This is a genomic window from Haloferula sp., from assembly GCF_049672945.1.
Lineage (GTDB): Bacteria > Verrucomicrobiota > Verrucomicrobiia > Verrucomicrobiales > Akkermansiaceae > Haloferula.
The window spans coordinates 24,622-49,406 of sequence record NZ_JBATWY010000036.1 but is presented as its reverse complement, the minus strand read 5'-3'; the positions used below and the strand labels follow the sequence as shown (position 1 = coordinate 49,406).

Sequence of the window (24,785 nt, the reverse complement as noted above, 5' to 3'; positions counted from 1 at the left end):
TGATCAGCTTTTGGTGAGGTCGCGAACCTCGGCGTTCTTGAGTTGCTGGGTCAGCCAGGCGTCGAAGGCGCGGTTGGCATTGTCGGTGGCCAGCCGGTTCATGGCGGCGTCGATCTGCTGTCCGCGATTGTCGTCCTTGATGATCAGGCGCTTATTGACGCAGAGAATGATGGCGCGGTCCGCGGTGTAGATCGGCTTGGCGATTTCACCCGGATTGACCGTTGAGGCGGGGGTGAATAATTCACTCGCCGTGAAGCCGTCGCTGAGGGTGTCTGAGGGGCCAAAGGGACCCAGGTCGGTCACGCTCAGACCTTCCACTTTGGCGGCTTCGGTGAAGGTTTTGCCGTCAGCCATTAATTCCTTGAGTGCCGTGATCTCGGCCTCGATATGTTCCTTGAGGACTTCGTCGGCCTTTTCGTCGATGTAGCGCTGGGTGATCTCCTCCTTTGCTTCTTCGAAGGTCTTGACGCGGGGTTCTTCGAGTTCGTCGAGGCGGGCGAGGAGCCATTGGTTTTCTCCGACGGCGATGGCCTTGGAGAAAGGTGCGAGGGCATCGGGTCCAGTGGTGAGAGCGAAGAGCTGATCGACGACCGACTTGCCGGCGGATGTGGCACGCGGCTGGATCTTGAGAGCTTCGGGCAGGGTCGAGCGGGTGAACCAGTCGGTGGTGACGAGCTCCCAATCGCTTTCCTCGATGAGGGTGTCAAAGTTGGCGCCGTCGGCATCGGTGAGGGTATTGAGGAAGCTGTCGACTTCGATGGCGAGTTGCTTGTCGGCAGCCGCTTTGGCTTCGATCTCTTCGGCTTCCTTCGCAGCCTTGGCGTCGGCAGCGGCTTGCTTCTCTTCTTCGGTCTGCTCCTTGTCTTCTTCGACTTTCTCTTCGGGTGCAGGCTCCGGGTAGGTGGGTGCGGCGATGAAGTAGCTGACCTTGATGCGTTGGTCGGTCATGTAGCCGTCCTTCACTTCGTCCCAGAAGGACTTGAGTTCTTCGTCGGTCGGCTTGATGGCTTCCTTGAAGGGCTTGGTTTCGAAGGACACGACGCTGACTTCAACTTGCTGGGCGTTGACGATTGAAGTGGTTTCGGCGAAATCGCGGCTGACGGTCAGGCCATCTCCGATGATGTTGCGCAGCTTGCCGGTGGCGATGACGTCCCTCACGAGCGCCTGCAGATCGCTTTCCTTGAGCCCGAGTCGACCGATGAAGTTATCGATGAAGTTGTTGTAGGCGACCTGATCGAACTCCCCGGTGGTGGATCCCGGTGGGGATCCGGGGGCGGGACGGACCTGGAAGCTTGAGAGCCCTTTGATGAATGCCTCGATTTCTGCCTGAGACGGATGGACACCGAACTGGTCGAAAGCTTCCTGAAGGATCATGCGCGAGGCGAAGAAGTTCTGGGCGGCGGCTTCTTCGGTCTGGGCACCCGACATCAGGGTGCTGGTGAACTGCATGATCTCGATGCCATTCTCGTCAAAGCTGCGGATGCTCTGGGCGAGGTTCATGGGGTTTTTCCCGAGCTTGTTGAAGTCGGACTGGGAGTAGTTGCGCCCGTCGATCTGAATGAAGTCGCCTCCACCGCCTGCTCGTTGTGTGAACAGTCCGCTGGTATCCATGAAGATGAAGCCAAGGACGAGGACAACGATGACGACGATGATGAGGCCGGTGTATTTGCGGATGTTCTCGATCATGAAAAGACAGCCCGCTTGCTCGCGGGCGCGGAAGTAAAGGGAGCCGCAAGGTCTCCATCAACCCTTATTCGCGCAAGAATTGGGGTGTCTCGTCCGACGGCGGGTCGAGGCGTTTCGGGCGCGGCTGCCGATTGGCCGGATGAATTCGCCGGTGGTCCTGATTCTGACGACCGGAGAAGCTTGGATTCGGGCAAAAAAATGCCGCCGAGGAGCACCCACTCCCCGACGGCGAAGCTGTCCACCCAAACGACCCGAAAGCCGAGAAAGTTGACAACTGCTGTTCACCCTTACATGAAAACTGCACTTTCGCGCTGCTTTCAAAAGAGTCTGACCTGTGCGGAGGGGCTTTGTTCAAAGAATTTGGAAGAATTCTTGAGAAAGCGTCATTGGGAGCTTGCGGGGATCGCCGGGAAACGTGTGGTTTGTCGGCGTGACGGGACGCGAAATCCGCGAGGCGCTTGAAGAGGCGGGAGTGCGGCCGAATCGGCAGCTGGGTCAGAATTTTCTGGTCGATCCGAACGTGTGTCGTTGGATCACCGATCAATTGGAGGTCGAGGAGGGCGATGCGGTGGTGGAAGTGGGGCCGGGGACGGGTGCCTTGACCTCGATGCTGCTGGGGAAAGTGAGACGGCTGATTTTGATCGAGTTCGATTCCCGTTTGGTGGCGTGGTTGAAGGAACACTTCAAGGACGAGCCGAGCGTTGAGATTCACCATGCGGACGGGGCGAGATTTGATCCTCGGGTGCTGTGGAAGCATCGCCCGCTGAAGTTTTTGGGCAATCTTCCCTATTCGTCCGGCGGCGCGATCATGCGCAATTTTCTGACGAGGCCGCATCCCTTCGAGCGGGCGGTGATCATGCTGCAGAAGGAGGTGATCGATCGCTTGGGAGCAGGGCCGGGGACCAAGGATTACGGGATTCTTAGCTTACGGATTCAGAGTGGGTGGAAGGTGCTTCCTCTCAAAGTGGTGCCGCCTCAAGCTTTTCACCCTCAGCCAAAGATTGATTCATCGGTGGCGGTCTTGGAGCCTTTGCGAGACGAGCTTCCTCTGTTTGACGGGAGGCGTTTCGACGAGCTGATCCGCCGCGGTTTTTCCCAGCGTCGCAAGCAATTGGGCAAGCAGCTTCCGGCTGATCCGGCATGGTGCGGGGTGGCGGAGAAACTCGGGCTTTCAGCGCAGGTGAGGGGGGAGGAACTGACGCTGCAGCAATGGGTCGCGGTGACACGCGCCTACGATCTTCATCCGCTCAAGGACGTGCCTCAGAAAGGCGGGGAGTTGTTTGATGTGGTGGATGCGGAGGATCAGGTGACTGGGACCTCGACCCGGGCCGAGGTGCATGCGAAGGGCCTGCTCCATCGAGCGGTGCATCTTTTCGCGATCAATCGGCGCGGGGATCTGTTGCTGCAGAAGCGTTCCCGGCTCAAGGATGCGCATCCGGGCGTTTGGGATTCCAGCGTTTCGGGTCATCTGGATGCCGGGGAGGACTACTTCGACGCGGCCCGCCGGGAGATGGAGGAGGAGATGGGCATTGAAGGGGTCGAGCCTGAGGAAATTGCCCGGCTGGGTCCCAGCGAAGCGACCGGGTGGGAGCACGTTCGGCTTTATATGGTGCGCTGGGATGGGACGCCGAAGTTTCCCTATTCTGAAGTGGAGTCGGTAATGTGGATGCCTGCTGCCGAGATCGATGCCTGGATCGAACGTTGCCCTGAAGATTTTGCGAGCGGCTTCATGGAATGCTGGAAGGCTGCTCGCGGAAGGGATTGAGCCCGTTTCGATGCTTAAGCGAGCTTGATAGTCTGAAGTTTCTGCTTGTCCGAGCTTTCGGGGTGCCTATTTTGAAAAGGCTTCCCCGGCAACAATCAACCTGAATTCAGCCATGAAAACATTCATGCGCGCCGGGAAGCTCCGACCTTGTCGGAGATTGGAGCTCGCGCGCCCTTTTCGATCCCGTCGTAGCCTTGGCCTGAGTCTCGTGGAGATGTCGGTCATCATTTTCGCGCTTGTTCTTTTGGCGACCCTTCTTCTGACGACGGCGCGAGCGTGGCTTCAAGGATCGGACCGCGCGATTTGCATCGCCAACATTCAGGCGGTCCAGAAGGGAGTCCGGGGATTCGCGAACATGTCAGGTCTTGGGCCCGGAGAAACGGTGTCGGGTCTTGAGGCGAAGGTGGTGGGCGCTGGGAATTTTTTTGTCGAACTGCCTGTTTGTCCCGCCAGCGGGACCTACACCTTGGGGGGGGATCAAATTCCAGATCTGGGAACGCTCTACATGACTTGTTCGTTCGAGCCGACCTTGAATCACGTGCCCGAGGATATTATCGGCTGGTAATGGTTTCTTCGCGGAGTTGTTGGAGGATGGAGGCAGGTTTTCGAATCGAGGGTTGATAGATACTTAAGTTTAGTTAAGATTCGAGCTGATTCGTTGAAGCATGAAACGCGCGACTGCCAGGCCCTCGGGCTTTCTCCCGGGGATCACTTTGATCGAAAGTGCGCTGGTGCTACTGGTGCTCCTTTCCCTGGTGTCGATTCTCTTTGTTTCATCGCGCCGCTGGAAGGAGGGATCGGATCGGACTTTGTGTGTCTTGAGCCAGCAGCAGGTCCAGCAGGCGGTGCGAGGTTTCGCGAATCTCCACGGTCGGGAAGAAGGGGATGAGGTGCCGGGACTGGCTTTCCTGATTTTCGGTGAAGGGAAATACATCGAAAAGACTCCGAAGTGTCCTTCCGGAGGCCTCTATTCCTTCGGCGGAAACGAGGTGCCGCCTCGAGGTTCCCTGTACATGAAATGCTCGTTGGCCGAAACCGGTGGGCATCTTCCCGATCAGGCCGCCGGATGGTAGGCCGAACTCACAGAATATCTCGTATTGCAGGTGCTGCGGTTAGGGTGGATGGTCTCGCCCATTCCAAGGATGAATCCTCCCGCCGCCATTGAACGAAGCGACGCCCGACTTTGGTTGTCGGCGGTGCTGGCGTCGGTCGTGCTGAATATCCTGCTCGTCGTGATTTATTTCGAAATCGAGCCGCTGCTTGTTCATAGAACGCCTCCCACTCCGGCAAAACCCGAGGCTCGCTCGGTCATGATTGTGCCGGTAATGCCGGCGGCGGAACCGGTTCCCGAGCTTGAACCTGAGCCAGAAAGCGCGAGGTCCTTTGCTCGGTCGAGTCCAGATCAGGCGTCCGAGGCTCCCGAGAATCCTTCGTTCATCGGCGAGCGGGATACGATGGCGACCAGTGATGCGACGCCCGATGCGAGCGCGCCGGAGATGCCGAGCCAGAGTGGGATCAAGCCCGAGTATGGCGAGGTGGAAACGACCGAGAGCAATTACCAGGACGGGGATCTCGCTCACGATCGTGAAGGCGCTCCGGGTGAGGCACCTTCGCCTTTGATGAGGGAACAGGCCGAGCAGGTGGAGGCGGTGGCGACTGAAGAGGCGGAAATCGGAGGAACCAACGAGATGGTGGCGAGGGAGGATGATCCCGCGCCACCGGCTGAGACTTTGGCAGAGACGCCTTTTCCTGTGGAACGACCGGTGCTGCCGATGAAGACGGAGGAAGAGCCGAAGTCGGCACCGGAAGAGATTCGGGAAACGGCTGAGAAAACGGAGAAGAAAGAGGAGGTCGCCGAGAAGCTCAAGGAGGCTCAGGCGTCTTCCGCGGGCGATCAGGGTTTCAGAGGACACCAGCGCAAGACCGAGCTGAAGGGTTCCATTACACGAGGTGGTCGCGCCGCGCTCGACATCAAGGCCGGCGCTCTCGGGAAGTACCACGCGGCGATTAGTCGAGCGATTGAGCAGTCGTGGCAGCGCAAGGTGGTGCAGAACCTCGACTACATCAAACCGGGGGTGATCCGGGTGAGGGTCGTGCTTGATCCGAAAGGCAAGGTGCGCTCGGTGGGGACGGTCGATGAGTTCGGGATCGGGGCGATCCAGAAAGGTTTTACACACAGTGCGATTTACGATGCTCCCTTGCCGGCGATGCCCGCCGAGGTGAAGCGCGAACTCGATGGCGAACCGCTTGAGTTGCTTTACAACTTCATTTTCTAACTCTTACTAAGGCCCGACTTTCCATCATGACCGAAACCGTTTCCCTCATTCTGGCCGATGCCGCACCAGGCTGGTTCGAACACACCACGCTCTTCTTTAAAGAGGGCGGGGTCTTCATGCTGTTGCTGGCACTGACTTCAGTGGCCGGACTGACCGCGATTCTGTTCAAGTTCCTGTCGCTCACCCGGAGTCGCGTGATCCCCGATGAGCTGGCGGGCAAGGTGGAACGCTTTGAGGAAACGATTGCCAACGGTGGTGCGGAACCAGTGCTGGCGGAGTTCGAACGAGGGCAGAGCGCTTTGGCTCGACTCTGCGCGATCTCTGTAGGTCAGCGGGGGAGACCACAGTCGGAGATTGCTGAAGCGGTGCAGGCCACGGCGAGACAGGAAATCGTCCACCTGCAGGCGGGAATGACCGTTATTGATGTGGTGATCGCCGTGGCTCCCTTGCTCGGCTTGCTGGGAACCGCCTCGGGATTGGTCGTGGTCTTCTCCGGTCTGGAAGCGGAAGCCGACCGGGTGACGATCGCACTCGGAATCGGACGTGCCTTGAAGACGACGATCGTGGGGCTGGCCATCGCGGTGCCCGCGATCATCGCGCATGGCTATTTCCAACGACGGATCGACATGCTCGCGGCACGGCTCGAAGTGCTGCTGACGAAGCTCGCGCACGTTTGCGAACGCACGGCACGACCTGAAAGTGGATCACCTGTTCTGGCACCCAAAGGCTGATGGAATTCGACCGTCCCATGCAACGCACGCGACAGGTGCCGATCGTTTCCTTGATCGACATCCTCTTCATCGTGCTGATTTTCTTCATCGTTTCTTCGGAGTTCAAGAAGAAGCGCGAAGTGCTCAAGATCGAACTGCCGACGGTGCGTGATGTGCCTTCGCAAACGATCGTCGACGAGCGTTCGGTGCTGGCGATTGATCGGGACGGGACCATCCGACTCGACAATCTCACGGTGCCGGATCTCACCTTGCTCGATGCGTATCTTGAGGCCTTCGTGAAAGAGAATCCGAATCGCAAGCTCGAGCTGGAGCCCGACAAGGAAGTCTCCTTGGAGAAATTGATGGGGATTTGGGATGCGTTGACCCGTGCGGGGATTGAAGTTAAGGACGTCCCGGCCCGCATCCAGTTGCCGGCTGAAACCCCGTCCTCCGAATGATTTTAGACATTGTCCAATATGGTCACCCCGTGTTGCGCGAGCGCTGCAAACCGGTCGAGAAGATTGATGACGAGCTGAACAAGCTGGTGGCGGACATGCTGGAGACAATGTACGACGCCGAGGGGGTCGGACTTGCCGCACCTCAAGTCGGCGTCGCGCTGCGCTTGGCCGTGGTCGATGTCTCACACGATCCGGAGTGCATCAGTTTTCTGAAGGTGAACGGCGAGAAGGCGGAACTCTCCTCGATCATGCCGCTGGTTTTCATCAACCCGGAGCTGGATCTGGGCGCGGAGCGGGAGAAGGATACGGAGGGCTGCCTGAGCATTCGTGACGTGAGGGCCGATGTGAATCGTCCGATCAGCCTGAAGGCCAGCCTGCCACAGATCGATGGTTCGACCCTTGAAATCGAGACCGATGGACTGCTCGCGCGGGCGATTCAGCATGAGACCGATCACCTGAACGGCGTGCTCTTCGTCGACCGCGTCTCACCGGCGACGAAGCTGAGTTTGAAGCGGAAACTCCGGCGTTTGGCGGCGGAAGGGTGAATTGAAGGTTCTCGTGCACAGTGGTCCACTTTTGACTTGTGAACTGCTCATTTCTAAAGTGCCAAGCTCAGGCGTCTGCCCAATCCTGCGCTGTCCCGGGCGGGCTTTAGATTCCATTTTCAGGCAGCACATCAGTTCTTCACCTCGGCAGGAAGCACGACTCGTTTGATCATCGCGCCTTGGTCTTGTCTGGCATCCGCCTTTCCTCGGAGGGATGAAGGATCTCCAGTGGTGGCGATTTTGTGTGAATCGAGGCTTTTCATATTTCCTTCGATTGGCAGCATTTCTCCATGGGCGATATCGCGTTTCCTTGGTTCGAAAAAGCCGTCAACCTGCAGTACGGGCTTCTGACTCGGATGAGTGCGATGAGAATATTTTCAGCGATGTTTTCGTTCTGGTTGTGTTGTGCATGCCTGTGGGCTCAAGACTACCGGGAGCCTGCTCCGGGTCTGTTCAAGATCGACATCGACTCGGTGGGACTAAGCCTCGAAGAAAGGGCCCTTTTGGCAACGAATCTGGCCGAGCAGTGTCGCAATTTCACAAAATATGAAGCGCCGGAAAATGAGTTCTGTTATCGAGCTCTGAGTTTGGCCTTCCTTCTCGATCCGGAGAATCGGGAAGCGATCGTGGCCGACTCAATTTTGAAGCGCAAGGCGTATAAGCCAGTCGAACGTCCCATCCCGCTTTCTTCCAATTGCATCAAGTATGCGAAGAAGCTGCTCAGTGGAGGTCAAGAAGATGAGATCAGGCTGGCCGGATACCTGATGTCGATCGCCCTTCGAGCGGATCGAGGAAATGAAGATCTCATTTACGAGACCAGTATTTTTGGGAAGAAGCATGGGGAGGTGTCCTGGGATGCCATCGACCTTGGTGGGGTCGCCGGGGATGACGGTCCCCGGATCCAGAGAGGAGTCCACCCGGCCTTCCGAAACAAGCCAAAGGAAGCGACAAAGGATCTGGCGAGTGTCAATGCTCTGGTCGTCTCAAATCATCTGGACGGAAGTATGCTGGGAAGCACTCTTGAAGTCATTGGGACGATTGGTTCGACTGGCCAGGACAATGCGATTTGGCGAATTAAGGATGGAGCTGAGATCGGAAGGGAGATGATGGTTGCGATTGAAGAGGCGATCCGGGTGAAGAATGTGCGGTATCCCGTTGTGCCGAGTGGGTCGAAAATTGAATTCAGTTTTTCAGATAAATACACTCCCAAGGATGGTGGTTCGATCGGATTGGCTTTTGCTATTCTCCTGCTCGCCCTGTTCGACGAATTCGAGGTGGATGACAAGGTCGGGGTGACTGGCGATGTGACGGTCGACTGGAAGACGCGAAAGATTGGAGGAGTTGTGGAGAAGGTTATGGGGGCCATTTCATCGGATCTGGAAATTGTTATTATTCCGGAAGAGAACGCGAGTAACGTAGATGATTTGGTTGTGCTTCATTCTGTTGATCCGCTTCTGGAAGTAAGTATCTTTTCTGCGAGCAATTTGGAGGAAGCGCTCGAGATCGTGAGAACCGACCGAACTGAAGGACTCGAGGAAGGGCTCGGAAGGTTGGCAAAACTCCAGAGGGAGCTGAAGAGCAACTACGAGCAAACTCGTAGGGCGGAGTATTTGGCGGAGTTGAATGAACTCATCGAGCTCATGCCCAATAATCTGTCTGCCCAGGCGCTTCGCAAGAGTTTGAAGGGAGAGGCTCCAAAGATACTGAGCCTTCACAAGTCAACTGAGGAGATTTTCACCAAATCGAGTAGCTTGAACGAGCTGCTGCCGAAAAACCCAGCCCAGAGGATGGACCGCTATTCTTTGGAGGAAATTGGGGAAACAAGGCGGAAAATGAAGGAAGTCAAGCCGCTGCTGGATGCCGATACGCATGATTTGCACACTGCTCTCGTGGAAATGATCAACGCATCTGAAGAATACCAGGTGTACAACAAGAAAGTGTACGCTAAGAGGGTGACTCCCACTGACAAGGAGGCCAGAGAGCTCGCCAGGCTATTTGAGGTGGTCAGGAAACTGAATCTCGAACTTGAGAGAGATCTGGTCGAACTCATAAAGAAGTTGAGCGAATAGAAGGGAATCAGAGGCCGTGCTTTTCTGGGAAATTCGAAGCGGCAAGGTCGGTGACTGCTCGGGCGGATTGGCGTCGGGGTGGAGACACGGGTGGAGTCGCTGAGTAATCTTGGTCGAGCTGCCAGCACGATCATCACGAGGACAGTGGTGGTGGCAGTGGTGCCGGGCTGTCCGGGATTTGGCGCGATGAAGCCGTGGATCGAGCCATCCAGCGATTGATTTCGGAAAGTCTGGTCCGCGTATTTCATCGATCTGACGCAGGCTACGCCTGCTAAGAAAGCTGAACAGCGTGCTCTTCGTCGACCGCGTCTCACGGGCGACGAAGCTGAGTTTGAAGCGGAAACTCAGGTGATTGGCGGCGGAATGGTGAATTTGTTGATTTTGGAGGCTAGACTTTTCACGTAGATTAACGTAACTCCAGCCAACCCCGCGAATGACCTCCCCAACAACGACCTCTCTGGATCAATGAGTAAAGACAAAGGAATTTTCGAACCGAAGGAAGGATTTGCTTCGGAGCCGCCTGCCCGCAGCCCTTTCGCCATCGATGATGCTGCGGAGAGCCCCTTTGCGTCCTCTCCGGAGAGCAGCAAGTCGCCCTTTTCAATGGATGATGACGAGGCGACCCGTTTGACACCCGGTGGTGCGGGAAATTCGCCCGACAAGCGCAATGAGCCGTTTTCGACGGGCGATAGCAAATCACCCTTCGGCTACGAGCCACCGGTCGCGGGCTTTGGCGGCTCTCCTTTCGAGGGCTCTCCATCGCCAGCCGCCAGCAAGGATTCGCCATTCGCCGTGGCGGATACCGCGAAATCAGAGCCTGCTGCGGCATCTCCCTTCAGCGAAGCAAAGACCAGCGGGCCGTCCGACGCGGTGGCCGCCGCGGTGGCTGCTGCCGCAGGTGGGCCACCTTCAACTCCTGCCAGCACCCCGCCGCCTCTTGCTGCGACTCCTGAGCCGGCTCCTGCACCTGCTGCAACTCCAGCGGCGACGGCGACTTCATCCGAGGAGTCGGATTCGACATCGATTCGCCAGTTGGAACTGCGTGCCATCTTCGGTGTGGATCGCGAACTCAGTGAAAGCGAAATCCTGCAGCGCTCGCGTGGTCTTCCCGGCATTCGCCACCTCGGTCGCGTCGCCAGCGCGGATATCGGCATGATCGACGGCATCAAGCGGGTTCTCGCCAACCTCGATTTTGGTGGTGGGAAGGTCCAGCTCCAGTGCAACAACGCCCCAATTGAATTCATCCGTGAGGGTTCGGTGCTGCTGGCGGTTCAGACCGACGGAAGTTTCGCTCCCGGCGTGCGCGAAACGCTGATCATCGCCGCCCGCGAACTCGGCAAGATGTGATCACGATTTAGGAGATGAGGCGGTCTTCCGATGGTCGCGAGTATTTCGTGAAGGTGGCGATCGCCGGTGCTCCGGATTCCGGCAAGCTTTCGATACTCAAGGGTGTCGCCGAGCGCTATGGAGCGGTGCCGCCTCGCGAACACGAGATCGGGGATCTGCGGGTGCATCGCGCCACCTGGACCGACTATGATTTCCTGGGAAATGGCCGTGTCCTGCACGTCTCACTGGTGACGCTGCACGGCAAGGTGCCTTACAATGCAGCAGAAGAGTTGCTTGTTCGGGAAATCGACGGGGTCATCTTCGTCATGGACGTGGCTCCTGCGCGACTGAAAGAGGCTTGGGAAGCCCTGTTGCGGGTTTCCGACAACGTCCAGAGGAATGGTTACGAACTCAGGTCGATTCCGATGGCGCTGCAGTATCACCGGGCCGACCAGCACCGTGAGTTTGAACCGGCCAAGCTGGATGCCTGGCTTGGTGTTCCAACGGGCTCGGTGCCACGCTACGTGACTTCTAGTAGTTCGCCGGATCTCGAAGGGATGGCGTTCGACACGGTGCTTGCGCAGATCAGGAAGCGGCTGGGTGAGATCGGAGTGGCGGCATGAGCTCCGAGATGTGCTGGAAGATCCGGGTCGATACGGGTGGAACCTTCACGGATGCCTGGTGTCTGACGCCTGAGGGCGAGGAACGACGCTGCAAGGTGCTTTCCGACGGCCGGATGCGGGTCCGGATTTCACAGGATGACGAGGGCTGGTGGCGCTTGGAGGATGAAGTCCCGGATGGTCTGCTGGTCGGCTGGCGTTCGGAGCATGGAGCGGTGGTGATCGAACACCGGGATCGGCAATTGCGGATCGAGGGTGGTGTCGAAGCTGGGATTCTGGAACTCGATGGCGGTGAGGAAGCGCCGGTGGTGGCGGCGCGATGGCTGACGGGGACGCCGGCGGGAGATGATTTTCCGCTGATGGACTTCCGGGTGGCGACGACTCGCGGAACGAATGCTTTGCTGGAGCGGAAAGGGGCGAGGCTGGCTCTTTTTGTGACTCGGGGATTTGAGGATTTGTTAGTGATTCGTGATCAGCGGCGCGATGCTCTTTTTTCGCTGAAGCAGCCGCTGTGTGAGCCGCTGGCTGAGCGGGTAATCGGCATTGGTGGACGCTTGGCGGAGGATGGCTCGGAGTTGCTGGCGCTTGATGAGGCCGGGGTGAGAGCCTCGGCGCGTGAGGTGCTTGGCGAGGGGATGACGACGGCGGCGGTAGCACTGATGCACTCCTGGAAATCGCCGGAGCATGAGCAATTGGTAGGACGATGGTTGAGGGAGGAAGGCTTCGAGCAGGTGACCCTTTCTTCAAAGGTCGCACCGATGATCCGGCTGCTGCCTCGGGCCGAGACGGCGGTGAGCGATGCGTTTCTTGCGCCGGTGATGCGGCACTTTATTGAACGGGTAAGCGAGCCGCTGGGCGGATCGAATCCATGGTTGATGACCAGTGCCGGGGGGCTGATGCCTGCTGATCGCTATCATCCGAAAGACTCGTTGTTGTCAGGTCCGGCGGGAGGATTGATCGGTGCCGCGGAGTTGGGAAGGGCGGCGGGATTTCCCAAGCTGATCACCTTCGACATGGGCGGGACCAGCACGGATGTCGCGAGGATCGACGGTCCATTTTCCTATCGCGAGGAACAGCAGATCGGTCCGGCGCGGGTGGTGGCCCCGAGCCTGAAGATTGAGACGGTGGCGGCGGGTGGTGGTTCGATTTGTCGCTGGCATGATGGTCAGTTGAAGGTTGGACCGGAAAGCGCCGGGTCCGATCCGGGACCGGCGTGCTATGGCAGGGGTGGTCCATTGACGCTAACAGATGTCAATTTGCTGCTCGGCCTGATGGATGCCGGAAAAGCGGGGATTCCCCTGGATGAAGCGGCAGCGCGATTGCGATTTGAGGAGCTGGTCGCAGCGATGCGTGTCGAGGGCGAGTTGGTGGAAGATGAGGGCACCTTGCTCTCGGGTATTCGGGCGATTGCGGTGGAAAAGATGGCCGAGGCGATTCGCTCGGTGAGTGTGAGTGAAGGGGTGGCGATCGAGGATCACGCGCTGCTCGCTTTCGGCGGTGCCGGACCTCAGCATGCCTGTGCGATAGCCGAGAGGTTGGGAGTATCGAAGGTGCTTGTACCTGCGGATGCGGGCTTGCTCAGTGCCTGGGGTTTGGAGCGTGCTTTACGTCAGGAGCAGTCTGTTAGACAAATGCTTGAGCCGTTGACTGGCTGTAAGCTGGATGATGTTTGGAAGGAAATGGTCGATGAAACGTCGACGGCTTTGGGGGTCGCGCAGCCGAGCGTGCGCCGGATCGCGGGGCTGCGGTTGATGGGACAGGATTCAACGATTGATGTGGAAGTCGATGACCGTGGTGATGCGGGTCTGCGTGAGGATTTCGGGGAGGCCTATCGCCGGATCTTCGGCTACTCGCCATCGGCGGCGAAGGAGATCGAGGTGGTGAGTCTACGGGTCATTGCCGAGGATCGGGCGACGCCTCTGGAGGAGGAAAGTTTTGCCGAAGATGCCAAACCGGGCCCGACTTTGTTGCAGGATCGGTTTTCCACCTGTGTGGTGCCGGCGGGATGGTCGATTCGTGATGGCTCGCGTGGGACACTTCTGATTGAAAGGACGGAATCATTGACGGAGGAAATTTCGGAGGTTTCCCCGGCGGTGATCGCCGGGCTTTTCCGGAGTCGCTTCGAAGGGATCCTGTCGGCCATGGGCGAGGCACTGAGGCGCACGGCGCTATCGACGAATGTGAAGGAGCGCCTGGATTTTTCCTGTGCGCTGCTGGATGTCGATGGTCGTTTGGTAGCCAGCGCGCCGCATGTTCCGGTGCATCTTGGGGCCTTGGGCGTTTGTGTTCGAGAGACGCGGGCTCGCCTTGAAATGGGGCCTGGCGATGTGGCGATCACCAACCATCCCGGTGCAGGCGGATCTCATTTGCCGGATGTCACGCTGATTGCACCGATTCACGATGAGGAGGGAGTGCTGTTAGGCTATGTGGCGAATCGCGCGCACCATGCCGAACTGGGGGGTAAGGCACCGGGTTCGATGCCGGCGGATGCGCGTTGTTTGGCGGAGGAAGGGGTGGTGATTGCGCCGATGCTGCTTGTAAGGAATGGCGAGCCGCAGTGGGACACTTTGGAAGGCTTGCTGAGAGGGGCGGTCTATCCTTCGCGGCGACCCGCCGACAATCTGGCGGATGTGGAGGCGCAGTTGGCCTCCTGCCATATGGGGCGTGAGATGATCAGGAGCTTGGCGCAGCAGCATGGATCCGGGCTGGTGCGCGCGCAGCTTGCGCGGATCATCGACCACTCGGCAGTGCTGATGAAGCGCAAGCTGGGGGATCGGAGGATGGGGCGGAGGGTTTCGACCGAGCTTGACGACGGGACTCCGCTGGTCGTGACGGTCGAGGTCTGCAATGGCCGGGCCCGGATCGATTTCAGCGGGAGCGGTGCGGTCCATCCGCGGAACCTGAATGCCACCCCGGCGATCATCCGGAGTGTGACGCTCTACGTGCTGCGTCTTTGGTTGGATGATGATGTGCCTTTGAATGAGGGGCTGCTGGAAGCGATCGAGATCGTCATTCCTCCGGGATTTCTCAATCCGAAGTTCTATGCCGATCCGATGAAGGCTCCGGCGGTGGTCGGGGGGAATGTCGAGGTCAGCCAGCGTGTGACTGATATTCTGTTAGAGGCCTTTGGTTTGGCAGCCAACGGGCCGGGGACGATGAACAACTTCCTCTTTGGGAACGAGGATTTCGGTTATTATGAAACTCTTGCGGGTGGCAGTGGTGCGGGTCCCGGATTTGCCGGTGCCAGCGGACGGCATGTCCACATGACGAATACCGCGCTCACCGATCCTGAAGTGGTCGAACACCGCTATCCGGTGCGGGTATGGCGGCATGAAATCCGCAGGGGATCGGGTGGCGAAGGAGAGTTTCACGGAGGCGACGGGATCATCCGTGAGCTGGAATTCCTCGCGCCCTTGACCGTTTCCTTCCTGACCCAGCGCCGGACGACGAGGTCCCGTGGAATTGAAAAAGGAGGAGACGGGAGCCCGGGCAGGCAGATCCGGATCAAAGCCAATGGGGTTTCCGAGCGATTGAGTCCGTCGACGACTTACTTGGCTCAACGTGGAGAGCGCGTGATCATTGAGACGCCGGGGGGCGGGGCTTGGGGAGAGCCGAGCCATAAAGCTCCTGAATTTCCTCAAGGCTGAAGCCTTCTTTCAGGAGAAGCTGCTGCTGTTGCTCGGCGAAGGCAGGCCAATCGGCGAGCCATCGCTTCCATGGAGTCTTCCTCTTCGTCGGCAGATCAACGGCATCCATCTTCGTCAGATGCCCGACCGCCAGGCAGTGATGGCCAAAGCGATGCCGCCAATGACCACGCTTGCGAGGACGATCAGGGCCGCGAGGAGGTAGTTGAAGGATGCCAGCAGGACCGCCATCAAGACCATGCCAAGGGCGGCCAGGGTGAAGATCCGGGTTTTTGGCATGGTGGTTCCCTGGCTCAGACCATTCCCAACTTCATTTTTCCTTCCTCGGAGATCATGTCCTGATTCCAGGCAGGGTCCCAGACGAGTTCGACCTGGGCGTCTTCGATGCCGTCGATGGTCATGATCTTCGACTGGGCATCGGCGGCGATTGCCGGGCCCATGCCACAACCGGGGGCGGTGAGGGTCATCTTGATGGCGACGGTCTTCTTTCCGTCCTCCTCATTGATCGCGCAATCGTAGACGAGGCCGAGGTTGACGATGTCGACGGGGATCTCGGGGTCGTAGACTTCCTTGAGTTGCGCCCAGACCTGTTCTTCGACCGGGGCATCCTTGAGGCGTTCGGCTTCAGCCTGTTTCTCCTTGTGCTCCTCAAGGTCAATTCCGAGGGCGTCGGCGTCCTTCGATGAAATGCGGGCGAGACCGCCCGAAGTGGCAACGGTGAAGGTGCCTCCGAGGCGTTGGGTGATGAAAACAGGTGTCCCGACCGGCAGGGTCAGGGTGTCGCCACTGGGGATCTGGATGGCCTCGACGTCGCGGGCGAGTTTGATTTCCTCTTGCATGGGTGGCAGTGTAGTCTGGAGCGGCTGCGGTGCAAGCGGCTTGCGGCGAACTCAGAATCGAGCATGCTGTCGGGCATGAGTCGCAGAGCAAGACGCCGCCGTGGGGTGGCGAAGACGGGCAAATCCTGGTGGATTCGAGGACTGTTGGTGCTGGCCGCCGTGGTCGTCATGGCGATGGCGGGAGGCTACTTGTGGTTGCGGTCCTGGCTGCACAGCGAGGACTTCCGTGTGATGCTGTCGAATGCGGCAGGTGAGGGACTTGGCGCCAAGTCGGAGTTCGGGAAATTCCGCTGGGACGGGACTTCGGTCAGCACCGAGTCCTTTGACGCGATGGGCGAGGGATTGGTCGAGGAGTTGCATGCGGACGGGATGAATCTCGGTATTGGCCTCGGAAAAGTCAGTTCGGGGGTGGTTCAGGTGAGTGGGGCGAGGCTGAATCATCTGGAGGTGGTTCTCGACTTGAGTGCCGAGGCCAAGGTCGAGCCCTTGCCGGGGGAAATCGAGGGAACGCCGCGGTCGGTCGAGGTGATCGAGAAACGTTCCGCCTGGTATTCGGAGCTACTCCCGAGCGAGGTGGTCCTGACTGATCTGGAGGTGGTCCGCTCGTCTCTTGAAGTCAAACTCAAGGCGGGAAGAGCGGTCTTTGGGGGAACCCGCTGGACCGTACGTCCCGAGGTTTCCAATCAGAGTTATCAAGTCGAGGCCAACGGCGGTCAGGTGCGACTGCCATGGGATCAGGTGCCGCCATTGGAGCTGCGTCAGGCTCGGATGCGGTATCAGGATCTGAGGGTCTATTTGACGGATTCCGAATTCTCCGTTTACGAATCCGGACGGCTGGCACTCGTGGGAGAAGCCTCGCTGACAGGTGAAGGATTCGCCTTCGGTGGACGATTGCGCGATGTGATGGCGGCGGAGGTGCTGCCGGAAGACTGGAAGCAGCGGCTTGAGGGGAGGATCGAGTCCGAGTTTTCCGTCGGTGACTCGGGAAGTGGTTTGACGATCGATGGTTCGCTCGAAGTGCTCAATGGTACCCTGACGGCCCTGCCCGTGCTGGATCATCTGGCCGCCTACGGTGGCAATCCGCGTTTCAGGAGGCTCTCGTTGAACGATGCGCGGACGGATTACTACTGGAAGGATGGTAGTTTGACGGTTTCGAACCTTGAGCTCGGGAGTGATGGATTGGTTCGTCTTGAAGGCATGCTGAGAATGGATCCTGATGAGCGGATCGACGGGCGTTTCAGGCTGGGTCTCGCTCCGGGGACGCTGGCCAGGATTCCCGGGGCCGAGACGAAGGTTTTTCTTCCCGGGGAAAGGGGATTGCTGTGGACGCCTTTGAGAATCACCGGGACGCTTGACGATCCGAAGGAGGATCTCACCGACCGTCTGATCGATGCAGCTGGTGAGCGGATGTTCGAACTCCTTCCTGAAACCGGGGACAAGGTGCTTCGCTTCACCCGTCAGGTCGTATCCGGGGATATGGATTCGGCCCTTGAGGACGGGAAGGCGGTGCTTGAGCAGGGGAACGACTTGCTGGATGCCGGGAAGCTGCTCTTCGACGGGGACGGCACCTCTCTTGACCAAGCAAATGACGTGATTCGTCAGGCGGAGGATGTCGCGAAGGGGGTCGGGTCCCTCTTTGATTCGATCCGGGGGAAAGCCGAACCCGTGGCTCCGGAGCCCAAGGAGGAGCCGGAGTAAGCCTGAGTTGCCCCCTTGATTATTTGATGGTCAGCTTGCGGCCCTTGCCGCTTTCCCACGCCTTTCTTAGGCTGCCGTAAAGGGCGGAGAGATCACGTTTGTCGAGGATCCGAAATTCGATGGTCCCGGCATGGGTGGTCGTTGGGTAGGTCTTCTGCGCCATGTTGTGGGCGTCGGTTCCGGCTTTCTGTCCGGCGCGGTCGAGCAGTTCCCGACCCCGATCCACCACGCGTGTGATTTCGTCCCGCCCTCCCGCCTCTGAGAGGGGAGCGATGTGATAGAATCGGGCGAGGGCACGACCCGTGGTATCAACGGTCACTTCATTGATGATCAGTTGGCCATCGAGCAGGTATTCGTGCATGCTGATGTTGGAAATTCGGTCGAGTGCGACCATGTAGTGTCCGCTTGGCAGACTTGCCTGCCAAAAGCGCCGAGGACCGTCGCTTTCCGTCGCGGTGGTTTCCTCATTTCCAGTTTCGTTCGGGTTGTTCGTATTGCCACCATTCTGTTGGGCTTGAGCAGGAATGGCGACGAGGAGAGCGACGAGCGCGAAAATGGCGGTGATGGATTTCATGATGAGGAATCAAACACCACGAATCAGGGTCTGACCAGCGCGTGATTGTAATGGTTCAGTAAAGTTAATGATTGAGAATGGCACTGAAAATGCCTACCATTCCGCCGTGGTTCGTTTCCGTCCGAATGTCGCCGCCCTGATTACCCGTGGAGAAGGCCAATTGCTCATTTGTGAGCGATGGACGATTCCTGGTGCCTGGCAGTTTCCGCAAGGTGGTGTGGACGCGGGTGAAACGCCGCTTGAAGCCCTCTACCGTGAGGTGAGGGAGGAGGTCGGTCTGAAGCCGAAGGAATACGATGTCATCGATCAACGGGAAGGATATCGCTATCTCTACCCTGAGGAAGTGCGCCGCAAGAAGGCACGCAAACACGGCTGCCAGGGGCAGGAGCAGGTTTACTTCCTGTGCCGACTCAAGTCGAACGAGGCGAAGATTGACGTGAGCCGGGAGCCGCGTGAGTTTTCCGGGTACCGCTGGATCCTGCCGGATGAGTTTGACCTCGACTGGCTGCCGTCATTCAAGCGCGACGTGTATCGCGACGTGCTGAATGACTTTTTTGGAGTGCCACTTTAGGTCTTCCGCAGTGCCCGAGAGTTTCGGTGCATCTGCGGATCGAGCCCGGCGTTCTCAGACCAGTTCGGGTTCCCAGCCGGCGCGGTATTTGCGTTTCAGATAGGCGTCCACTTCGGGGAGTCCTCGTGCCTTCATCTGGTCAGAGTCCCAGTCGATCTTCTTGCCGAGACGGACGGCGAGATTTCCAACAAGGACCATTTCCGTGAGTGGTCCGGCATGGTCGACAAAGTTCGAAACTGGTGCAGGTCCATCACCGCGGACGGCTTGGCAAAGTTCCTGAGTCGGCCCGCCGATGACACGTGGATAGACGCGCTCGATCTTCCGTGCTTTGGTCATCAGTTCCTTCGGGAAGGCCTGTGGTGTCGCCGAGCAGTAGGCGTCGGGAACGTAAATGACGCCTTCGGTTCCGACGAACACCTGACCGAAATCTGAGGGCAGCTTGAGGTCCTTCGGGATGCCCGGTGGGCGGAGGAACTCCTTGTCGGTGTTCGGGTCTCCAACACCGTCCTGCCAGATGATCTTGACCGCTGCCCGATCGCCTTTTGCCGGGAAATCATAGGTGATGGTCGAGCGCTTGGGCGCGATGTTTTCGTCGAAGGGTGAGACCTTGCTGGCTTCGACGACAAAGTCACCATTGAGATCGAGGGCCCAAAAGGCGGAGTTGAAACTATGGCAGCCGATGTCGCCGAGCGCGCCGCAGCCGTAGTCCCAGAAGCCGCGCCAGGCGAAGGGGTGGATGCGCGGGCTGTAGGGTCGGTCGGTGGCGACGCTGCCTTGCCACAAATCCCACTTGAGGTAGTCGGGAACCGGCTCGCTGGGAAACTCGAGGCCTGGGCCCTGCGGCCAGATTGGCCGGTTGGTCCAGTAGTGGACTTCGGTTACATCACCGATCAGGCCGGCTTCGATCCACTCACGGAGCAGTCGGGTGCCGGAAGTAGTGGCTCCCTGATTTCCCATCACGGTCAGCACACCCTTTTTCCTGGCATACTCGCCGAGCTGTCGGGTTTCCCAGATGTTATTCGTCAGTGGTTTCTGAACCATGAGTGGTTTGCCGTGGCGAATGGCTTCGACGGCAATTGGGAAGTGCATGTGGTCGGGTGTCGAGACCGTGACCACGTCGATTTGGTCCGCCATTTCGGCGAACATTTCGCGGTAGTCGAAGAACTGCCTGGCATCCGGATAACTGTTGAAGGCATCCCCGGCGCGCTGGTGATCCACATCGCAAAGTGCGATCATCCGATTGCCCGGCGAGATCTCGGAAATGTCACTCCGGCCTTTGCCACCACAACCGATGGCGGCGATGTTGAGCTGTGAAAGGGGTTTGTCTTCGCCGAGCAGAAGATTGGGTGCCCAAGTGCTGCTGGCGAGTAGAGCGGACGATTGAAGAAAGCGGCGTCGGGATAGAGAAGTCATGATGGTTTGCATAAAATTGCCCATCTGAGGCGAGGTGGCAACTAATTTGAACCAGCCGCAAGTCGGCGGGCCATGCCGGGAAAAAGCAGCCAATGGAAGGGCAGCACCGAGAACCAGTAGAGCCGACCGAATAGACCCTGAGGCCGGAAGGTGGCAGTCTGCCGGAGGCGGCCGTTCTCGATCGAGAATTCGAGCCACGCTTCGCCTGGAAGCTTCATTTCCGCATAGAGCATCAGGCGTCCCGCAGTGCGATCAGCGACCAGGACTCTCCAGAAATCCAGTGGGTCACCTGGTCGGAGTTTGGAAGGATGGCGTCTGCCTCGGCGCAGACCGGTCCCTCCGCTGAGCCGGTCAAGCACTCCCCGGATCTTCCACGCCCAGTTCATCGATGGCCAACCGTTCTGACCACCGATCGACCAGATCGCGTTCAGGACTTCTTCGCGCGATGCGGTGAGATCGACCTCTTGGTTGTCGCTGTAGACTCCATGTTCAGGAACTCGAATCGCATTGATGAAATCCGGGTCCATGGTTCCTGCCTGCAAGGAATCCGCCCAGCGCGAAGGCACCCGGTTTTGGGCGATTCTCGCCAGCGCAAGCTCCACCGCATCGTGATAGCTGATCAAGGGAAGCGGGATCACTTCCCGGATCGCTTTGTCACGGCAGACGGTTTCATTCTTCATCGACTGAACCAAGGCCCTCGCCAGCGAGAAGGTGGTGGATGTCATCACGTAGAGCCACCAGGACGAGAGACTTGGAGAAAGAAAGGGGACTGGAATGAACAAGCGCTTCAAGCCGCGCACTTTGGCGTAGCCTTCGAGCAGATCCCGATAGCGCAGCACCTCGGGGCCTCCGATGTCAAAGGTCCGATCAACGGTGTCGGGGTGATCGAGCAAACCTGTTAGGTAGTCGATGACGTTTCTGATCGCGATCGGCTGACAAAGCGTTCCGACCCAGCGGGGGCAGATCATCACCGGAAGCTTTTCCGCCAGATCGCGCACGATCTCGAACGAGGCAGAGCCGGAACCGACGATGATCGATGCACGCAGGACCGTCAGCCCGGCTTTGGCGGAATCCAAGAGGGCCTCCACCTCCTGACGGGAGCGGAGATGGACGGATAGTTCCTTGTTCTGATCAACGAGGCCACCGAGGTAGATGATCCGGCGACAGTTGGTCTGATCAAGGGCTGCGACGAAACTCTTCGCCACGGCTTTCTCCTTTTCGGCAAAGTCTCCACCGCCCCCCATCGAATGAAGAAGGTAGTAAGCGGCATCGATTTCTTCTGGAAACCCAGGCAGGCTTTCCGGCTTGAGGAAATCGCCTTCGAGGATCCTGAGTCGATCCTCTGATTTGGGAAAGTCCGCGAAGGGGAAGCGTCGGCGATCCCGAACCACAGCGGTGACCCGGTGCCCGGCTTCCAGCAGAGCGGGGATCAGCCTCAAGCCAATGTAGCCGTTGGCGCCGGTGACGAGTAGATGCACTTCTCAAGCTGTCACGGCCTCCCTTTTCCGCCAATGATTATCGTGGTCAGGCCTGAGTCCTATCTTCCCTTCTTCCCCAAACCTTTCAAGAGACCATCGAGATCGCCGAGATCGGGCATGCCACCGCCGCCACCGCCGAGTCCGGGCATGCCGCCGCCCATGCCGGGCATGCCGCCCATTTGTCCCATCATTTTCTGCATCTTCTTCGGCGAGCGCATCATTTTGCGCATGTCACCGAATTGCTTCAGCAGGCGATTGACATCGACCAGGGTGGCGCCGGAGCCAGCGGCGATGCGCTTGCGTCGCGAGCCCTTGATGATCTCAGGACGGCGGCGTTCGTCGGGAGTCATCGAAAGTACGATGGCTTCCGTACGTTTCATCCGCTTGGGGTCGAAGGCGGCATCGGGCAGTTGCTTCTTCATCTTGTTGAAGCCGGGGATGAGGGACATCAGACCCTTCATGTCGCCGAGCTTGCTGATCATCTTCATCTGATCGAGGAAGTCATAGAAATCGAACTTGCCGGCGGCCATCCGCTCCATCGACTTCATCGCGTCCTTCTCGTCGATCCGGCCGGCGACTTGTTCGACCATGCCGACGACGTCGCCCATGCCGAGGATGCGGTCGGCCATGCGGTCCGGGTGGAATTCAAAGAGCTGATCGAGTTTCTCACCTTCACCGGCATACTTGATGGGTTTGCCGGTCACGGCCTTCATCGATAGCGCCGCGCCACCACGGGCATCGCCATCAAGTTTGGTCAGGATGATGCCACTGATGCCGACGGCTTCGTTGAAGTGCTTGGCCACGCTGACCGCGCCTTGGCCAGTAGCAGCATCGGCGACGAGCAGAGTTTCGTGGGGTTCGAGGAAGGCGTGGAGGGTCTTGAGTTCTTCGACGAGTCGTTCGTCGATTTCCTGGCGGCCGGCGGTGTCGAAAATGATCACGTCGCCACCCTGCTCTTCCGCCCACGCGAGGGCTTCCCTGGCGACCTTGACGACGTCGGTCTCGGAGGCGTCCGGCGTGTAAACAGGAACGCCGACTTGCTTGCCGACGGTTGCCAGCTGGTCGATCGCGGCCGGGCGGTAGAGGTCGCAGGCGATCAGCAGTGGCTTCCTGCCTTCGCGCTTGAGGCGGTTGGCGAGCTTGCCGGCGGTGGTGGTTTTGCCGGCGCCGTTCAGGCCACAGAGGAGGATGCGGCTGGTTCCTTCAAGATTGAGCGGGACCTGATCCCCACCCAACAGTTCGGCGAGTTCGTCGTGGAAAATTTTGACGATTTGTTCGCCGGGTTTGATCGACTTGAGCACATCGGCACCCACCGCCTTCTCCTTGACGTGAGAGATGAATTCCTTGGCGACGCTGTATTCGACGTCGGCTTCGAGCAGTGCCACGCGGATTTCGCGCAGGGCATCGGTGATGTTCTTTTCGGAGATTTTCCCGACACCTCGGAGGTTGCGGAAGGTTTTTTCGAGGGAGTCACTGAGTGATGAGAACATAGTCGGGAATTTGGAAAAATTGGAGTGGGTTCGGGAAGCCAGATCAAGGCATGGCCCAGTTGATGAGCGTCTCAGTTCTGCGGCACGTAGGCGGCTTCTTGATCGATATTGAAGTTCCAGCGCAGGGGGACTTCGGGGGCCTTGCCTTCAGGATCCTTCCAGCTGATCCGCACCTGCAGGCCAGGTGAACGAAGGTGCCGGTTGACCTGCCAGGAGACGGTGCCTGTTTCTTCGTCGAAGGTGGCGGGGACCTGGCCGAAACCTCCGACGCTCATGACGACGGATTCGGGGTCAATCGGACCGGCATCTGATAGATCCGCGGAGATGAGTGGCAGGCGTTGGTCGATCATGCGGCCAGGTTCGGGCTGGACAGGGAAGGGTGTGGTCTGAACCAGATCGCTACTACCTCGTGAAGGGTTTCCCGGGGTATCGTTGAAAGCGGTGGCCAATTCGAAGATATGATCGTGGGTCCCGAGGATGATATATCTGGGCAACGAGTGGTCGGGGGTGTCGCGGCGAACCTTGCCGGGCAAAACAGTGAAGAGGTGTCCGTAACCGAACTCGTCACCGAGCGTGAACATTTCCTGAGTTTGAAAACCTCCGGGATAGGCGTAGCTGGTGACCGCTTTGCCAAACTTCGATTCGAGGAAGCGTTTGGATTCGCCCATCTCGTTCCGTAGAAACTGGTCGTAGGCATCGGGACCTTCTTTTCGGTGTTTCTTCACTGTAGCGGGATAGGGGTGACTGACGGAGTGGCTGCCGATGGTCGCGCCATGCTCCATCATCTCTTTGATCATCGGCGTGGTGAGCGCGCGGCCACCGCCGTCGACGTAGGACTTGTAGAGGAAAATGGTGAAAGGGTAACCGAGTTCCTTGAGGATGGGGAAGGCTTCGTCGTAGACCGATTTCCAACCGTCATCGATGGTGATCATGATGCTCTTGTCGGGCACTGACCGTTCGCCGCGCTTCCAGGCCTGGAAGTCCTCCATCGAGATGACGTTCAATCCGAGGTCGCGGATGGCTTCCATTTGCCGCCGAAACTTCGAGGTCCGGATCTTCATCTCGGTCTCGTCGTCGGATTCGGAGAAGTCGTGGTAGCCGAGGACGGAAACCCGGACACTCTCGTCTGCCGCCGAAGCCATGAGGACCGGGAGGACGAGTAGGATGCTGAGGATGCGAAGAATCACAGAGGGATCCTAAAGCCAAATTGCCGAATGATAAATCCCGAACTTTCCGGGATTCCTCACCAAACCGTCAGCCAGGAGGCCATTTGAGCGGGCGTCCTGCCAGCAGGTGAACGTGAAGATGGGGCACCGCTTCGCCGCCATCCGGGCCGTTGTTGATCACCAGGCGAAAGCCGTTATCTGAGAAGCCTTCGTTTTTGGCGATCTGTGAAGCTGTCAGCAGAAGGTGTCCAAGCACGCTCTGATCTTCGGGGCCGGCTTCGCCAACCCGGGGGATTGGCTTGCGGGGGATCACGAGGTAATGGATTGGAGCCTGAGGAGAGATGTCCTTGAAACAGACGCAGAGATCATCCTCATGGACGATCGCGGCCGGGATCTCCTTGGCGCAGATTTTTTCAAAAAGCGTGGTCTCTGCCATGGCGAAGAAGGTTTATAGGGC

Annotated in this window: 23 protein-coding genes; 13 read left to right on the top strand and 10 right to left on the bottom strand. The window is 58.6% G+C overall.

The annotated features are described in order from the left end of the window. Positions 1-3 precede the first annotated feature (3 nt). Positions 4-1,686 carry a SurA N-terminal domain-containing protein gene (locus WBG04_RS03205; RefSeq protein WP_424312916.1) on the bottom strand — a complete coding sequence of 561 codons (1,683 nt, stop codon included), beginning with the start codon at positions 1,684-1,686 and terminating at the stop codon, positions 4-6. Positions 1,687-2,116: 430 nt separating this feature from the next. Between WBG04_RS03205 and rsmA the strand changes: the two genes are divergently transcribed. The 7 genes from rsmA to def all read left to right on the top strand — a co-directional run bounded on the left by rsmA (position 2,117) and on the right by def (position 7,440). Further along, entirely contained in the window at positions 2,117-3,451 is a 1,335-nt protein-coding gene (gene rsmA, locus WBG04_RS03200) for a 16S rRNA (adenine(1518)-N(6)/adenine(1519)-N(6))-dimethyltransferase RsmA (protein ID WP_424312915.1), read from the top strand. Between the two features lie 112 nt (positions 3,452-3,563). Beyond that, positions 3,564-4,016, top strand: a complete 453-nt coding sequence (locus tag WBG04_RS03195) for a hypothetical protein (protein WP_424312914.1) — start codon at positions 3,564-3,566, stop codon at positions 4,014-4,016. Positions 4,017-4,116: 100 nt separating this feature from the next. Continuing rightward, a complete protein-coding gene (locus WBG04_RS03190; RefSeq protein ID WP_424312913.1) occupies positions 4,117-4,524 on the top strand; it encodes a hypothetical protein in 408 nt (135 codons plus the stop codon). Positions 4,525-4,593: 69 nt separating this feature from the next. Beyond that, positions 4,594-5,727, top strand: coding sequence for a hypothetical protein (locus WBG04_RS03185; RefSeq protein ID WP_424312912.1), 1,134 nt, complete (start codon positions 4,594-4,596; stop codon positions 5,725-5,727). Positions 5,728-5,753: 26 nt separating this feature from the next. Further along, positions 5,754-6,458, top strand: coding sequence for a MotA/TolQ/ExbB proton channel family protein (locus WBG04_RS03180; protein WP_424312911.1), 705 nt, complete (start codon positions 5,754-5,756; stop codon positions 6,456-6,458). A 17-nt stretch (positions 6,459-6,475) separates the two neighbouring features. Further along, entirely contained in the window at positions 6,476-6,895 is a 420-nt protein-coding gene (locus WBG04_RS03175) for an ExbD/TolR family protein (RefSeq protein WP_424312910.1), read from the top strand. After that, complete coding sequence (def, locus tag WBG04_RS03170; protein WP_424312909.1) at positions 6,892-7,440, top strand: peptide deformylase; 549 nt, start codon at positions 6,892-6,894, stop codon at positions 7,438-7,440. Before WBG04_RS03175 ends, def begins: the two co-directional genes overlap by 4 nt. A gap of 131 nt (positions 7,441-7,571) precedes the next feature. Here the strand turns inward: def and WBG04_RS03165 are convergent, their stop codons facing one another. Then, complete coding sequence (locus WBG04_RS03165) at positions 7,572-7,703, bottom strand: hypothetical protein (RefSeq protein WP_424312908.1); 132 nt, start codon at positions 7,701-7,703, stop codon at positions 7,572-7,574. A 27-nt stretch (positions 7,704-7,730) separates the two neighbouring features. Here WBG04_RS03165 and WBG04_RS03160 point away from each other — a divergent pair, with 27 nt between their 5' ends. The 4 genes from WBG04_RS03160 to WBG04_RS03145 all read left to right on the top strand — a co-directional run bounded on the left by WBG04_RS03160 (position 7,731) and on the right by WBG04_RS03145 (position 15,102). After that, on the top strand, positions 7,731-9,509 hold the full coding sequence (locus WBG04_RS03160; protein WP_424312907.1) for a S16 family serine protease: 1,779 nt from the start codon (positions 7,731-7,733) through the stop codon (positions 9,507-9,509). Positions 9,510-9,974: 465 nt separating this feature from the next. Next, positions 9,975-10,856 (top strand): hypothetical protein, encoded by an 882-nt coding sequence (locus tag WBG04_RS03155; protein ID WP_424312906.1) that lies wholly within the window; start codon positions 9,975-9,977, stop codon positions 10,854-10,856. 14 nt (positions 10,857-10,870) lie between these two features. Next, positions 10,871-11,458, top strand: coding sequence for a hypothetical protein (locus WBG04_RS03150; RefSeq protein WP_424312905.1), 588 nt, complete (start codon positions 10,871-10,873; stop codon positions 11,456-11,458). Further along, positions 11,455-15,102 carry a hydantoinase B/oxoprolinase family protein gene (locus tag WBG04_RS03145; RefSeq protein WP_424312904.1) on the top strand — a complete coding sequence of 1,216 codons (3,648 nt, stop codon included), beginning with the start codon at positions 11,455-11,457 and terminating at the stop codon, positions 15,100-15,102. The genes WBG04_RS03150 and WBG04_RS03145 overlap by 4 nt, the downstream gene beginning before the upstream one ends. 114 nt (positions 15,103-15,216) lie before the next feature. Here WBG04_RS03145 and WBG04_RS03140 read toward each other — a convergent pair whose 3' ends face one another. Next, the gene (locus WBG04_RS03140) at positions 15,217-15,378 is read right to left on the bottom strand and encodes a hypothetical protein (RefSeq protein ID WP_424312903.1); all 162 of its coding nucleotides are present in this window, start codon (positions 15,376-15,378) and stop codon (positions 15,217-15,219) included. 14 nt (positions 15,379-15,392) lie between these two features. After that, positions 15,393-15,938, bottom strand: a complete 546-nt coding sequence (gene sufT, locus WBG04_RS03135) for a putative Fe-S cluster assembly protein SufT (protein WP_424312902.1) — start codon at positions 15,936-15,938, stop codon at positions 15,393-15,395. 75 nt (positions 15,939-16,013) lie between these two features. Between sufT and WBG04_RS03130 the strand changes: the two genes are divergently transcribed. After that, positions 16,014-17,636, top strand: coding sequence for a hypothetical protein (locus WBG04_RS03130; protein WP_424312901.1), 1,623 nt, complete (start codon positions 16,014-16,016; stop codon positions 17,634-17,636). Positions 17,637-17,655: 19 nt separating this feature from the next. Here WBG04_RS03130 and WBG04_RS03125 read toward each other — a convergent pair whose 3' ends face one another. Next, on the bottom strand, positions 17,656-18,210 hold the full coding sequence (locus WBG04_RS03125; RefSeq protein ID WP_424312900.1) for a hypothetical protein: 555 nt from the start codon (positions 18,208-18,210) through the stop codon (positions 17,656-17,658). Positions 18,211-18,316: 106 nt separating this feature from the next. Here WBG04_RS03125 and WBG04_RS03120 point away from each other — a divergent pair, with 106 nt between their 5' ends. Then, the gene (locus tag WBG04_RS03120; RefSeq protein ID WP_424312899.1) at positions 18,317-18,781 is read left to right on the top strand and encodes an NUDIX domain-containing protein; all 465 of its coding nucleotides are present in this window, start codon (positions 18,317-18,319) and stop codon (positions 18,779-18,781) included. A gap of 54 nt (positions 18,782-18,835) precedes the next feature. Here WBG04_RS03120 and WBG04_RS03115 read toward each other — a convergent pair whose 3' ends face one another. From WBG04_RS03115 to WBG04_RS03095, 5 genes are all read right to left on the bottom strand, one after another. Then, a complete protein-coding gene (locus tag WBG04_RS03115) occupies positions 18,836-20,194 on the bottom strand; it encodes a Gfo/Idh/MocA family protein (RefSeq protein ID WP_424312898.1) in 1,359 nt (452 codons plus the stop codon). Between the two features lie 41 nt (positions 20,195-20,235). Next, positions 20,236-21,672: an SDR family oxidoreductase gene (locus WBG04_RS03110; RefSeq protein WP_424312897.1), complete on the bottom strand. Its 1,437-nt coding sequence runs from the start codon at positions 21,670-21,672 to the stop codon at positions 20,236-20,238. Between the two features lie 59 nt (positions 21,673-21,731). Further along, on the bottom strand, positions 21,732-23,162 hold the full coding sequence (gene ffh / locus WBG04_RS03105) for a signal recognition particle protein (RefSeq protein WP_424312896.1): 1,431 nt from the start codon (positions 23,160-23,162) through the stop codon (positions 21,732-21,734). Between the two features lie 71 nt (positions 23,163-23,233). Beyond that, positions 23,234-24,349 carry a polysaccharide deacetylase family protein gene (locus WBG04_RS03100; protein WP_424312895.1) on the bottom strand — a complete coding sequence of 372 codons (1,116 nt, stop codon included), beginning with the start codon at positions 24,347-24,349 and terminating at the stop codon, positions 23,234-23,236. Between the two features lie 67 nt (positions 24,350-24,416). Beyond that, the gene (locus tag WBG04_RS03095) at positions 24,417-24,764 is read right to left on the bottom strand and encodes a histidine triad nucleotide-binding protein (RefSeq protein WP_424312894.1); all 348 of its coding nucleotides are present in this window, start codon (positions 24,762-24,764) and stop codon (positions 24,417-24,419) included. Positions 24,765-24,785 lie beyond the last annotated feature (21 nt).

Coding starts and splice junctions, on each gene's coding strand:
- WBG04_RS03205 (WP_424312916.1), bottom strand. CDS start 1,686: ATGATCGAGAACATCCGCAAATACACCGGCCTCATCATCGTCGTCATC.
- WBG04_RS03195 (WP_424312914.1), top strand. CDS start 3,564: ATGAAAACATTCATGCGCGCCGGGAAGCTCCGACCTTGTCGGAGATTG.
- WBG04_RS03190 (WP_424312913.1), top strand. CDS start 4,117: ATGAAACGCGCGACTGCCAGGCCCTCGGGCTTTCTCCCGGGGATCACT.
- WBG04_RS03185 (WP_424312912.1), top strand. CDS start 4,594: ATGAATCCTCCCGCCGCCATTGAACGAAGCGACGCCCGACTTTGGTTG.
- WBG04_RS03180 (WP_424312911.1), top strand. CDS start 5,754: ATGACCGAAACCGTTTCCCTCATTCTGGCCGATGCCGCACCAGGCTGG.
- WBG04_RS03175 (WP_424312910.1), top strand. CDS start 6,476: ATGCAACGCACGCGACAGGTGCCGATCGTTTCCTTGATCGACATCCTC.
- def (WP_424312909.1), top strand. CDS start 6,892: ATGATTTTAGACATTGTCCAATATGGTCACCCCGTGTTGCGCGAGCGC.
- WBG04_RS03165 (WP_424312908.1), bottom strand. CDS start 7,703: ATGAAAAGCCTCGATTCACACAAAATCGCCACCACTGGAGATCCTTCA.
- WBG04_RS03160 (WP_424312907.1), top strand. CDS start 7,731: ATGGGCGATATCGCGTTTCCTTGGTTCGAAAAAGCCGTCAACCTGCAG.
- WBG04_RS03155 (WP_424312906.1), top strand. CDS start 9,975: ATGAGTAAAGACAAAGGAATTTTCGAACCGAAGGAAGGATTTGCTTCG.
- WBG04_RS03150 (WP_424312905.1), top strand. CDS start 10,871: ATGAGGCGGTCTTCCGATGGTCGCGAGTATTTCGTGAAGGTGGCGATC.
- WBG04_RS03145 (WP_424312904.1), top strand. CDS start 11,455: ATGAGCTCCGAGATGTGCTGGAAGATCCGGGTCGATACGGGTGGAACC.
- WBG04_RS03140 (WP_424312903.1), bottom strand. CDS start 15,378: ATGCCAAAAACCCGGATCTTCACCCTGGCCGCCCTTGGCATGGTCTTG.
- sufT (WP_424312902.1), bottom strand. CDS start 15,938: ATGCAAGAGGAAATCAAACTCGCCCGCGACGTCGAGGCCATCCAGATC.
- WBG04_RS03130 (WP_424312901.1), top strand. CDS start 16,014: ATGAGTCGCAGAGCAAGACGCCGCCGTGGGGTGGCGAAGACGGGCAAA.
- WBG04_RS03125 (WP_424312900.1), bottom strand. CDS start 18,210: ATGAAATCCATCACCGCCATTTTCGCGCTCGTCGCTCTCCTCGTCGCC.
- WBG04_RS03115 (WP_424312898.1), bottom strand. CDS start 20,194: ATGACTTCTCTATCCCGACGCCGCTTTCTTCAATCGTCCGCTCTACTC.
- ffh (WP_424312896.1), bottom strand. CDS start 23,162: ATGTTCTCATCACTCAGTGACTCCCTCGAAAAAACCTTCCGCAACCTC.
- WBG04_RS03095 (WP_424312894.1), bottom strand. CDS start 24,764: ATGGCAGAGACCACGCTTTTTGAAAAAATCTGCGCCAAGGAGATCCCG.